Source organism: Ectobacillus sp. (assembly GCF_056992975.1).
Genome location: NZ_JBXKMX010000022.1, coordinates 1 through 12,065 on the forward strand (window position 1 = coordinate 1; position 12,065 = coordinate 12,065).

14 protein-coding genes and 1 riboswitch are annotated in these 12,065 nt (G+C 39.6%); of the genes, 13 read left to right on the forward strand and 1 reads right to left on the reverse strand.

The genetic code is table 11. The features are described 5' to 3' along the window. The 13 genes from leuC to AC11ZT_RS00945 all read left to right on the forward strand — a co-directional run. On the forward strand, positions 1-1,215 hold a 1,215-nt coding region (gene leuC, locus AC11ZT_RS00885), incomplete at its 5' end, for a 3-isopropylmalate dehydratase large subunit (protein WP_484057800.1). After that, a complete protein-coding gene (gene leuD / locus AC11ZT_RS00890; RefSeq protein WP_484057801.1) occupies positions 1,193-1,759 on the forward strand; it encodes a 3-isopropylmalate dehydratase small subunit in 567 nt (188 codons plus the stop codon). The genes leuC and leuD, both read left to right, overlap by 23 nt. Before the next feature lie 265 nt (positions 1,760-2,024). Further along, positions 2,025-3,287 carry an ATP phosphoribosyltransferase regulatory subunit gene (locus tag AC11ZT_RS00895; RefSeq protein ID WP_484057802.1) on the forward strand — a complete coding sequence of 421 codons (1,263 nt, stop codon included), beginning with the start codon at positions 2,025-2,027 and terminating at the stop codon, positions 3,285-3,287. Then, on the forward strand, positions 3,263-3,889 hold the full coding sequence (gene hisG / locus AC11ZT_RS00900) for an ATP phosphoribosyltransferase (RefSeq protein WP_484057803.1): 627 nt from the start codon (positions 3,263-3,265) through the stop codon (positions 3,887-3,889). Before AC11ZT_RS00895 ends, hisG begins: the two co-directional genes overlap by 25 nt. 13 nt (positions 3,890-3,902) lie before the next feature. Beyond that, positions 3,903-5,204, forward strand: coding sequence for a histidinol dehydrogenase (hisD, locus tag AC11ZT_RS00905; RefSeq protein ID WP_484057804.1), 1,302 nt, complete (start codon positions 3,903-3,905; stop codon positions 5,202-5,204). Then, positions 5,201-5,788, forward strand: a complete 588-nt coding sequence (gene hisB, locus AC11ZT_RS00910) for an imidazoleglycerol-phosphate dehydratase HisB (protein WP_379968694.1) — start codon at positions 5,201-5,203, stop codon at positions 5,786-5,788. Before hisD ends, hisB begins: the two co-directional genes overlap by 4 nt. Position 5,789: 1 nt before the next feature. Then, complete coding sequence (hisH, locus tag AC11ZT_RS00915) at positions 5,790-6,419, forward strand: imidazole glycerol phosphate synthase subunit HisH (protein WP_484057805.1); 630 nt, start codon at positions 5,790-5,792, stop codon at positions 6,417-6,419. Beyond that, the gene (gene hisA / locus AC11ZT_RS00920; protein WP_484057806.1) at positions 6,392-7,111 is read left to right on the forward strand and encodes a 1-(5-phosphoribosyl)-5-[(5-phosphoribosylamino)methylideneamino]imidazole-4-carboxamide isomerase; all 720 of its coding nucleotides are present in this window, start codon (positions 6,392-6,394) and stop codon (positions 7,109-7,111) included. Before hisH ends, hisA begins: the two co-directional genes overlap by 28 nt. Then, on the forward strand, positions 7,105-7,863 hold the full coding sequence (hisF, locus tag AC11ZT_RS00925; RefSeq protein WP_484057807.1) for an imidazole glycerol phosphate synthase subunit HisF: 759 nt from the start codon (positions 7,105-7,107) through the stop codon (positions 7,861-7,863). Before hisA ends, hisF begins: the two co-directional genes overlap by 7 nt. Beyond that, complete coding sequence (hisI, locus tag AC11ZT_RS00930; protein ID WP_484057808.1) at positions 7,860-8,165, forward strand: phosphoribosyl-AMP cyclohydrolase; 306 nt, start codon at positions 7,860-7,862, stop codon at positions 8,163-8,165. The genes hisF and hisI overlap by 4 nt, the downstream gene beginning before the upstream one ends. A gap of 12 nt (positions 8,166-8,177) precedes the next feature. Then, the gene (gene hisE / locus AC11ZT_RS00935; RefSeq protein WP_484057809.1) at positions 8,178-8,501 is read left to right on the forward strand and encodes a phosphoribosyl-ATP diphosphatase; all 324 of its coding nucleotides are present in this window, start codon (positions 8,178-8,180) and stop codon (positions 8,499-8,501) included. 13 nt (positions 8,502-8,514) lie between these two features. Next, positions 8,515-9,516, forward strand: a complete 1,002-nt coding sequence (locus tag AC11ZT_RS00940) for a histidinol phosphate phosphatase domain-containing protein (RefSeq protein WP_484057810.1) — start codon at positions 8,515-8,517, stop codon at positions 9,514-9,516. 209 nt (positions 9,517-9,725) lie between these two features. Next, the gene (locus AC11ZT_RS00945) at positions 9,726-10,676 is read left to right on the forward strand and encodes an NAD(P)-dependent oxidoreductase (protein ID WP_484057811.1); all 951 of its coding nucleotides are present in this window, start codon (positions 9,726-9,728) and stop codon (positions 10,674-10,676) included. A gap of 38 nt (positions 10,677-10,714) precedes the next feature. On the opposite strand, the gene pssA is transcribed toward AC11ZT_RS00945, so the two are convergent. Continuing rightward, a complete protein-coding gene (pssA, locus tag AC11ZT_RS00950; protein WP_484057812.1) occupies positions 10,715-11,434 on the reverse strand; it encodes a CDP-diacylglycerol--serine O-phosphatidyltransferase in 720 nt (239 codons plus the stop codon). Positions 11,435-11,761: 327 nt separating this feature from the next. After that, positions 11,762-11,943, forward strand: a riboswitch (Lysine riboswitch). The last annotated feature ends 122 nt before the right edge of the window (positions 11,944-12,065 follow it).

The window sequence follows — 12,065 nt, forward strand, 5'->3', positions numbered from 1 at the left end:
ATGGATCATAATGTGCCAACGAAAGATGTTTGGAACATTACGGATGTAATTGCAAAAAAACAAATGGATACGCTTCGTGCAAATTGTGAAGAATTTGGTATCACACTTGCAGATATGGATGATGATCGTCAAGGAATCGTTCATGTTATTGGACCCGAGCTTGGGTTAACGCAGCCTGGAAAAACGATTGTGTGTGGCGATAGCCATACTTCTACCCATGGTGCATTTGGAGCACTTGCATTTGGTATCGGCACAAGTGAAGTCGAGCATGTCCTTGCTACGCAAACACTTTGGCAAAAGAAACCGAAATCAATGGGTGTAGAACTTACAGGTCGTTTGTCACAAGGTGTGTATGCAAAGGATATTATTCTACATTTACTAGCAACGTACGGTGTTTCCATGGGTACAGGTCATGTTATCGAATTCTACGGAGACGCCATCAAGTATTTGTCAATGGAAGAAAGAATGACGATTTGTAACATGGCTATTGAAGGCGGTGCAAAAGCAGGTCTTATTGCTCCTGATGAGACGACATTTGCCTATATGGAAGGACGTCCATATACACCAACTAACTTTGATGAAGCCGTAGCAAATTGGAAAACGTTATATACAGAAGAAGGCGCAACGTTCGATCGTCAGGTGACAGTGGATGTCTCTTCTCTTGCACCGTATGTAACGTGGGGAACAAATCCTGGTATGGGTGTTAGCATTGATCAGGTGTTCCCTGAAATTACAGATAACAATTTGGAACGTGCATACGAGTATATGGATTTGAAGCCAGGTGAAACTGCAAATAGTATACCAGTGCAACATGTGTTTATTGGATCATGCACAAATTCACGCTTATCTGACTTAGAAGAAGCAGCCGCTTTCATAAAGGGAAGAAAAGTAAAAGACGGTGTGCGAGCTCTTGTTGTACCAGGATCAAAGCAAGTACGTTTGCAAGCTATGGAAAAAGGCTTGGACAAAATTTTCACAGATGCTGGATTTGAATGGCGCGAAGCTGGTTGTTCTATGTGTCTTGGAATGAATCCAGATCAAGTACCAAGTGGTGAGCACTGTGCTTCTACATCTAATCGTAACTTTGAAGGGCGACAAGGAAAAGGAGCACGTACCCATCTTGTAAGCCCTGCAATGGCAGCAGCTGCTGCAATTTACGGAACATTTGTAGATATTCGAAAGGAGGAGTACCGTGAAGCCATTTCATACGCATAAAGGAACCGTTGTAGCTCTTATGAGTGATAATATCGATACGGATCAAATTATACCGAAGCAATATTTAAAGCGTATTGAACGCACGGGATTCGGGCAATTTCTTTTTGATGAGTGGCGCTACAATGATGATCGTAGTGATAACCCCAATTTCCCGTTAAACGTAAGAAAATCGGCAACTATACTTGTCGCTGGTGATAACTTCGGTTGTGGCTCATCTCGTGAGCATGCACCGTGGGCACTCGATGATTATGGGTTCCGAGTTATTATAGCTGGAAGCTTTGCTGATATTTTTTATATGAACTGTACGAAAAATGGTATTCTTCCTCTTGTACTCGGTGAAAAGGAACGAAATGCCCTTAGCAATCTCAAATCAGATGAAGAAATTATCGTTGATTTAGAGAAACAAACGATTCAAACGAAAACTGAAACTTATACATTTGACATCGAACCGGTTTGGAAGGAAAAATTACTTCTTGGACTTGATGATATTGCAGTAACTCTTAGATACGAAAAGGAAATCTCAAGCTTCGAACAGCGTGCATAGGTAGGGAAAAACCTTCAATTTGCAATAGAATTGAAGGTTTTTCTATGGATTTCCTATGTTGCCATAAGATGGATATAAATTATGTGGTTGTTTTTGGTTTTATACAGTTAATAATTCTACATAAGGAAGTTTCGGTATATTGGCTTGAATAAATATCCGTAACAAGCGATAATGAATACATATTTCGAAATAATTTGACATAATTTTTAATCCTTTGTATCGTTTTAACTGACTACTTTCGTTTTTAAGACAAGGAGTGTTACTGATGACTAAATGGAAGAGAGCAAACCCAACCGGGACGAGGGACTTGCTATTTGAAGAATGTACCCGCCAAGAAGAAGTAGAACAAAGACTACGTCGTGTATTTCTATCGCGAGGATATGAAGAAATACGTACGCCTTCAATTGAATTTTACGATGTATTTTCTTTTCGTAATCGTCCCATTGATGAAGAAAAAATGTATAAATTTTTTGACCAAAACGGTCGTATTCTCGTCATGCGTCCAGATATGACAATTCCAATTGCTCGGGTCATTGGGTCAACCATGATGAAACCACCGTTAAAGCTTACATATAGCGGTAATATTTTCCGTGCAAATAAAAGCATGACTGGTAAATACAATGAACTCACACAGACAGGTATTGAAATAATTGGTATCGATAATTTACGCGCAGAAGTCGAATGTATTGTTAGTGCCATTCATGCTTTGCAATCTGTTGGGGTAACTCAGTGTAAAATTGAAATTGGACAAGTTGAATTATATAAATCTATTGTGAAGAAACTTTCGTTAACGGAAGAAGATGAAGCAAGTTTACGAAACTACATTGAGAATAAGAGCTATACTGGATTATCCGAGTTTTTAGAGAAAAAGAACTTTGACAGCAATGATGAGACGATTCGTTTGCTTAAACGATTACCTAGACTATTCGGTGGTATGGAGATTATTGAAGAAGCCGAACGGTTAGCATCCAATAATGAAATGAAACAAGCAGTTATTCGTGTTAGACAAATATATGAAACAATCGAACGGTTAGGGTACAGCAATTATATTACCGTTGACTTAGGTATGATTCAAAATCTTCAATATTATACAGGCGTCATTTTTCGAGGATATGTCAATGATATTGGGGAAGAAATTCTAAGCGGGGGACGTTATGATGATTTAATGGGACACTTTGGTGAACCGCTTCCGGCTGTTGGACTTGCTTTGAACGTAGATCAGATTGTACGCGTTTTGAAGGAAACCTCACCCCTTACTCCAACAGAGGAACCTGCAGTTTTGATTCATTATTCGTTAGAATCAATTGAAGAGGCCGAACGATTGCGAATTTTGTTTGCTAAGGACGGCGTGAAAGCTGAATTGTCGATGCATGATACATTGCAGGATACATTTAATTTTGCTAGAAAACATCAAATTATGCATGTTATTGATACATCAAATGATAAGCTTACATCATACGTATGGGCGGATAAATGGGTGCTAGATAAAGAGGGGGAAGCTTCATGCGTAACATTCAAATTGCGCTAACAAAAGGCCGATTAGAAAAAAATATTATTCCATTGTTGGAACGTATCGGAGTAGATTGTTCAGAACTTAAGGATAAAGGAAGAAAGCTTGTTTTTAAAAGTGGAGACGGCGCCATTTCGTTTATTCTTGTAAAAGCAATCGACGTTTTAACGTATGTTGAGCACGGCGTAGCTGATATTGGTATCGTTGGTAAAGACGTTTTACAGGAAAACGAAAAAGAAGTGTATGAAATGATTGATCTTGGAATTGGACGCTGTAAATTTTGCGTTGCTTCCGTTCCATCTTATGATCCCAATAGCTATAAGAAAAAGACAATTGCAACCAAATATCCTAATGTAGCATCTGCATATTTCCGTCAAAAGGGAGAAGATGTAGAAATTATCAAGATTGAAGGATCTGTTGAAATTGCACCTTTATTAGGCCTTGCAGATGCCATCGTTGATATAGTTGAAACAGGACAAACGCTTAAAGAAAATGGACTAATCATTTTTGAAGAAATATCAGACATTTCTGCCCGCCTCATAGCCAATAAGGCATCATTGAAAATGAAGACGAAAGAGATGTTCTCCATTATTAATCGTATTGAGGAAGCATTGAAATAGAGGAGGCACCACCATGAAAGTATGGTATGGAAAGCAAGATGAAATTTTAAACAATATTGAAAATCTGCGCGCATCATCAAAGGTCGTAGAAAAAGAAGCAGCAATAGCAGTGGAAGCAGTCATTCAAGAAGTGAAAACAAACGGAGATGAAGCACTCCGAAACTATACAAAAAAATTTGATAAAGTAGAACTGAAAGAATTTCGTATTCCGCAACGTGAGATTGATGAAGCGTTCTCTGTAGTGGAACCATCTTTTCTACAAGCACTTGAAGAGGCAAAAGTGAATATCGTTTCGTATCATGAAAAACAAAAGCGTCAAGGTTTTGTGGAAGCAGAACACGATGGCATTATTCGTGGTCAGCTCATTCGTCCTTTGCAAACAGTTGGCGTATACGTTCCAGGCGGTACAGCTGCGTATCCTTCTTCGGTTCTTATGAATATCTTGCCTGCAAAAATAGCAGGAGTACCTCGCATTGTTATGGTAACACCGCCACATGCTGGTGGGGTAAATCCTTATATCTTGGCAGCAGCGAAGGTTGCCGGCGTTGATGAAGTATATAGCATAGGGGGAGCACAAGCGATTGCAGCATTAGCTTACGGTACAGAAAGTATCCCTCGCGTTGACAAAATTGTTGGACCAGGAAATATGTATGTTGCTTTGGCCAAGCGTGCAGTATTTGGTGATGTCAATATTGATATGATTGCAGGGCCATCTGATATTCTGGTTGTTGCCGATGAAACGGGGAATGCACGCTATATTGCATCTGATCTTCTTTCCCAGGCGGAGCATGATGTAAACGCAACGGCTATTCTCGTTACTCCTAATGAAGAACTTGCACTTGCAGTCAAACAAGAAGTGGAAAAACAAGTAGAAGAACTACCAAGAAAAGAGATAGCAAAGACGTCTATTGAGCGAAACGGTGCTATTATTGTCGTGGATTCAATTGAGGAAGCGTTTGAAGCAGCGAATGCGATTAGCCCTGAGCATATTGAGCTCCATGTGAAAGAACCGATGCTAGCTTTAGCAAACGTACACAATGGCGGTAGCATTTTCCTAGGACCATATGCTCCCGAACCGCTTGGCGACTATTTTGCTGGACCAAACCATGTACTTCCAACAAGTGGTACCGCTCGCTTCTTCTCACCGCTCTCTGTTGACGATTTTATAAAAAAATCAAGCTTTGTATCGTATACGAGAAAGGCGCTAGAAAATGTAAAAGATCAAATTGTCATTTTAGCAGAAAAAGAGGGATTGCAGGCGCATGCGAAGGCAATCCAAATTCGATTTGATGGCAAAGGAGAGAATCAAGAATGACCAGAAGTGCAGAGCGTATTCGTACGACAACAGAAACTGACATCACCGTAAAAATTGACCTTGATAATCCAGACGAAGTAAGTATTGAAACTGGTGTTGGTTTCTTTGACCATATGCTTAATTTATTTGCTAGACATGGCCGATTTGGTTTACACATTCATGCTAAAGGCGATCTTCACATTGATTCGCATCATACTGTAGAGGATGTAGGAATTGCACTTGGGGAATGTATGAAAGAAGCGCTTGGTGATAAAAAGCAAATCAATCGATATGGTACATCTTATGTACCAATGGATGAAGCACTTGGTTTTGTTACACTCGACATAAGCAATCGCCCTTTTCTTGTCTTTGATGCGGAACTTGCAAATGAAAAGCTTGGCAACTTTGATACCGAATTGACAGAGGAATTTTTCAGAGCTGTGAGCTTTAATGCTGGTATTACTTTACACGCACGTGCCCTTTATGGGAAAAATACACATCATAAAATTGAAGCACTCTTTAAGGCGTTTGGACGTGCATTGCGCGAGGCAGTAGAGATTAACGAAAATATTAAAGGAGTTAACTCCACGAAAGGGATGCTGTAATATGATAGCAATTATCGATTACGGAATGGGAAATTTGCGCAGTGTTTCTAAGGCGCTTGAACATGTTGGTGTTTCTTACGTTATTACTGACGATGCAGATGTCATTCGTGGTAGTGAAGCAATTATATTACCTGGAGTCGGTGCATTTCCTAGAGCGATGAAGGAAATAGAAAAGCGTGGTCTAACTTCGCTTTTGAAAGAGGAAGCTGCTACCGGAAAGCCGTTTCTTGGTGTATGCCTCGGCATGCAACTCTTGTTTGAAGCAGGAGAAGAAATTGAAAATACAAAAGGTCTTGGCCTTTTACCTGGTACTGTCCGAAAGCTTCCAGCTGGACGGAAAATTCCTCATATGGGTTGGAATTCTTTGGAACAAAAAAAGCAGTCCCCTCTTTTAAAAGATGTAAAGGAAAATTCATACGTTTATTATGTTCACTCCTTTTATGCAGATTGCCCGGATGAAGTAGTTGACGCAGGAAGCAACTATGGTGTATTTGTTCCAGGTGTTGTATCGTGCGGTAACATTTTTGGTGCCCAATTTCATCCGGAAAAAAGCAGTGAAACGGGACTGAAAATGCTAGAAAACTTTAAGGAGTTGGTTGAAACATGGTCATTTTCCCAGCAATCGATTTAAAGAACGGCCGCTGTGTTCGTTTGTATCAAGGACAATTCCAGCAAGAAACGGTAGTAAATGAAAATCCTCTTGAGCAAGCACTCGTGTTTGAAAAGCTAGGAGCGAAATATTTGCATCTCGTTGATCTCGACGGGGCCCTTGACGGAAAACCAACGAACTTTCCCGTTATCGAAAGTATTGCGAAGGCATTACGTATTCCTGTACAAGTAGGCGGCGGTATTCGTTCAATGGAAACAATACAAACGTTATTATCAATTGGAGTAGCCCGTGTCATTATCGGAACAGCCGCTTTGTTAAATCCTGCATTTTTAGAAGAGGCAATAGAAAAGTATGGAGATCGCATTGTAGTTGGCATCGATGCAAAAAATGAATACGTTGCAACGCGCGGTTGGCTTGATGTTTCGGATGTACACTATCTTACACTTGCGAAGCAAATGGAGAAAAAAGGGGTACAAACGATTGTCTTTACTGATATTTCTAGGGATGGTACGCTTACTGGACCAAACTTCGAGCAATTGCAAGCTCTGCAAGAAGCGGTATCTATTCAAATTGTCGCATCCGGTGGCGTGAGCTCACTAGACGATATAAAAAGATTGCAAGACATGAATTTGTACGGTGTTATTACAGGTAAGGCCTTATATGAAGGGAAATTTGCCCTTGAGGAAGCATTGCAGGTGGTGGAATCATGTTAACGAAACGAATTATTCCTTGCTTAGATGTGAAAAACGGTCGAGTAGTAAAAGGGGTTAATTTTGTTGAACTTACTGATGTTGGAGATCCCGTTGCTATCGCTGCTGCTTATAATAAACAAGGTGCGGATGAACTTGTTTATTTAGATATTACTGCTACACATGAAGGACGTAAAACGATGATTGATGTAGTAGAACGTACAGCAAACGAGGTATTTATTCCGCTAACAGTGGGTGGTGGAATTAGTACAGTTGAACAGATGTATCATCTCTTACGTGCAGGTGCTGACAAAATCTCCATTAATTCTTCAGCTGTACGTAATCCACAACTGATTGCAGATGGGGCAGAGCGTTTCGGTGCGCAGTGTATCGTTGTTGCCATTGATGCTAAGAAGGTTGGAGAAGGCAAATGGAATGTGTACGTAAATGGTGGGCGCATTGACACGGGCTTAGATGCAGTAGAATGGGCGAAACGTGCAGAAGAACTAGGAGCAGGCGAAATTTTGCTAACGAGTATGGATGCAGATGGTACGAAGAAGGGGTATGATTTAGCGCTTACTGAGGCGATTTCACAAGCAGTAACTATTCCGGTTATTGCATCCGGTGGCTGTGGCAATAATGAGCATATCGTTGAATTGTTTAAGCAAACAACGGCAGATGCAGCGCTTGCTGCTTCTATTTATCATTACGGGGAAACTACCATTGCAGAAACAAAGAAAAAATTGGATGAAGCGGGAGTTGAGGTAAGAAAATGAAACCAGATTTTTCTAAAGGGTTGCTTCCGGCTGTTATCGTGGATGACAAAAGCAATGACATACTAATGCTTGGATATATGAACGAAGAATCTTATGCGAAAACATTGGAAATGAAAACTACATGGTTTTTTTCTCGTTCTCGTAATAAGCTATGGAATAAAGGGGAAACGTCTGGTCATTTTCAACATGTAAAGGAAATATACCTAGACTGCGACCAAGATACGATTTTAGTACGAGTGGATCAAATTGGTCCTGCCTGTCATACAGGCAGCAGGAGCTGTTTTTTTACAAAAGTATTGTAGGGGGAACTAAAAATGACAAATGTATTACAAGAATTATATGATGAAATTCTCGATCGTAAGAAAAACCCAGTAGCAGAATCGTATACAAACTACTTATTTACAAAGGGCTTAGATAAAATTTTGAAAAAAGTAGGAGAAGAAGCTACGGAGGTTGTTATTGCTGCAAAAAATAATAGTCGTGAGGAACTTGTCAGTGAAATGATGGATTTAACATATCACTGTCTCGTTTTACTTGCAGAGCAAAACATTACATTAGATGAGCTGAAAGAAGAAGCGAATCGTCGCCGTGGAAAGCTATCTCATGTACACGATCGTAAAGATATCGAAACGCTATAAGGGGGAGAATAGGATGCGAGTCGATTATCATCTTCATCTAGAAGAAGGACCATACTCACTGCGTTGGTTAGACCGGACAAATCGTGCAATCCAGCATTTTACACCAGTTTCTGCACCAATTCATTCGATGCAATGGTTGTTACAGTCGAATGAATTGTTAGAAAAACGATTGGAGCTAGGTGCGTTTTCTGCATATTGGATTGATTTGTATTTAGAAGAAGCTCTTCGTAAAGGGTTAACGGAAGTCGGGATTGTAGATCATTTATATCGTTTTACAGAAGCAAGAGAGTATTATTATCGTTATGTTGACATTTCTGATAGTGAACTAGGTGTACTGCAGAAAGAATGGCTAGACCAAGTCATGATTATGAACGTGAATCAGTTTACAAATGCAATTGAAGAAGCGAAGGAAAGATGGGCGAAAAAAGGGATTACATTACGTCTAGGATTGGAAGCAGATTATTTTGTTGGTGGGGAAGAAGAATTAGCCGAACTATTAAAGCTTGGAAACTGGGACTATGTAATCGGGTCCGTCCATTTTACAGATGATGGATGGGGTTTTGATAATCCAGATACACAAGAACTTTTTATTGGACAAGATCTTGATGTTTTATATAAAAATCATTTTGCAACCGTAGAGCGTGCGATACGTTCTAAGCTGTTTAATTTTGTAGCACATCTTGATAATATGAAAGTATTTAACTATCGTCCAGATGAAAATAGTTTGCTTCCATACTATGAAAATATAGCAAAGGCTCTACTAGAAAGCGATGTGGCAACTGAAATCAACGCAGGATTGTACTACCGTTATCCTGTGCATGAAATGTGCCCAAGCCCGCTCTTTTTAAGCGTGTTAGCGAAACATCGTGTGCCATTAACCGTTTCTTCTGATTCCCATTATCCCGATGATATTGGAAGTTATGTGGCACAAAATTTTGAAACAATACGTAAGCATGGCATTACAGAAATCGCGACATTTGAAAATCGAAAACGTATTATGAAGCCACTTGATTAAGCGAGGATTGGCATTCTTCCATTTGTGAAAATCCTTCTTTTGTTTATACAACAAATAAGCGGCCTTCGTGCAAGGCTGGAAAGAATGTATTTTCATGAATGGGAAGAGCTAGTGATTTCTAATAAATTGCGTGAAAAGGATCTTCATACAGTTATACTGTGTGAGGGTCCTTTTCACATACTCTATGTTTAGTGGAGAGGATAAAAACGATGGCGAAAATAGTTGTAGCAGGAAAAATACCGAGCGCTGGATTAGAGATGTTAAAAGGACATGAAGTAAAAATGTATGAAGGGGAAGACCTAATTCAAGAGGGACATCTGCAGGATCTTCTTTATGATGCCGACGCATTGCTTAGTTTACTATCTACAAAGGTTACGAAAGAGACAATTGAATCCGCACCCCATTTAAAAATCATTGCTAATTATGGTGCAGGTTTTGACAATATTGATTATGTTTATGCAGCAAGTAAAGGGATTCCCGTTACCAATACACCAGACGTATCAACGGAAGCGACAGCAGAGCTTACTTTTGCTATTTTACTAGCAGCTGCCCGCCGCATCCCTGAAGGAGATCAGTTATGTCGTACAGTAGGGTTTAAGGGATGGGCACCGCTTTTCTTTTTAGGGCGTGAAGTATATGGCAAAACAATCGGTATTATTGGATTTGGTGCTATTGGCCAAGCGGTTGCCAAACGTGCAAAGGCCTTTGGAATGAGTGTATTATATACGGGGCCTCATCGCAAGCAAGAGGGAGAGAAAGAAGTAGGTGCTACGTATGTCTCGCTAGAGGATGTACTCAAAAATTCGGACTTTGTCGTAATTAATAGTTCGTATCACCCAGACCTTCATCACTTGATAGATGATGAACAACTTTCTATGATGAAGCCTACCTCCTATTTAATTAATGCATCTCGAGGACCTATTCTAAATGAATTTGCTCTTGCTAGGGCATTAAAGAACAATAGAATTGAAGGAGCGGCACTTGATGTGTACGAATATGAGCCGAGTATTACAGAAGAACTGAAAGAGCTTACAAATGTTGTACTTACACCGCATATCGGGAATGCGACATTTGAAACGCGTGATAATATGGCAGAAATGGCTGTGCGTAATATTTTACAGGTACTAGATGGACGTGCACCGCTAACGCCGGTACGATAAGACTAAAAAGAGACATCCTCTGCGGAGGATGTCTCTTTTTAGTCTTCTTCCCTTTTTTCATCATGGTCTTTAATGTGATCAAAATGTCGCTGCCGTAAAAACTGTGAAAGCATGTAAACAATATAAAGAGGAATTGCTATGAATAAAAATTCCGGTATATTACCAATATTTCGTTTATACATTGTAAGAATGACACCTAACAAAAAAAGCGTAACAATGATGCTATACTTTGGAATAGGTACTTCTTTTAAGCTAGGAATTTTAATTCGGCTTACCATGAGAAAGGCGAATGTAATGTATAGGATAACGAGAACAATATGGGGAATGACATGAGAGAACAATGTAAGAAATGCCATAATTCCACCGGCTGCTGTTATCGGAACACCTGTGAAATAATGCAAGGAGCTCGATGTAGGCGTAATATTAAATCGAGCGAGTCGATAAGCTCCAAACAGCGGAAATAAACCGGCAATGTACAACCCCATTAGACCGAATTTAGAAAAATACGTATAATACATTAAAATGGCGGGCGCAGCTCCGAATGTAATAATGTCTGCTAATGAGTCTAATTCTTTACCTATTGGGGAGTCAACTCGGAGCAAACGGGCAAGTCTACCGTCCAAACTGTCTAACATCATGCCAATTAAAACCAATATTGCTGCAGATCGATAATGTCCCATGGATGCATAGCCAATGGACAGAAATCCGCTGTATAAATTTCCGAGAGTAAATAGATTCGGAATAGCTGTTCTGTACAAAATAAGATCCCTTACTTTCCTTTTAGATTCTTTTTTTATATCCTAAATGAAGGATATGTGGGTCATTATCTCTTAAAGAGAATAATGAATGATATGAAAGGCTGTCCTTCATATCATACCACAAAACAGGGGAAACAAAGCAAACATTTCCATCTGCATATACCATTGAAATGTTCAGAATTTATATGATAAATTAAATTTATCGAATGGACAAGGATATATCCCCTGTAAATATGGGGAAAATGAATTGACAGATTTGTTTTTTTTCTGGTATTGTTAAAAGCAATATAAAACGTTTGTAAATTAAATAGATCAGCCTCATCTTATCTCATGAATAGAGGTTGCAACCTTTAATAGTAGACTATGTGAGACTTTCTGGGGTCATCGATCATAGTACGAAAGGAAATGGTTGCCGAAGTGGATTAGTAGCCATAATGCTATTCTATTGGGCTTGCATTGAAAAAGTGCATGACTGTCACAAGCAATGCTTGTGGAGAACTATTGGAGATGTTGATGCGGTTTCTTATTAAAATGATGATTCATTTTTAAAGAAACGCGTATGAACATTGGTTCAACGCGTTTTTTTACGACTAAACTAGGGGGAGTAGCAATGTATTTGCATGGATCAAGC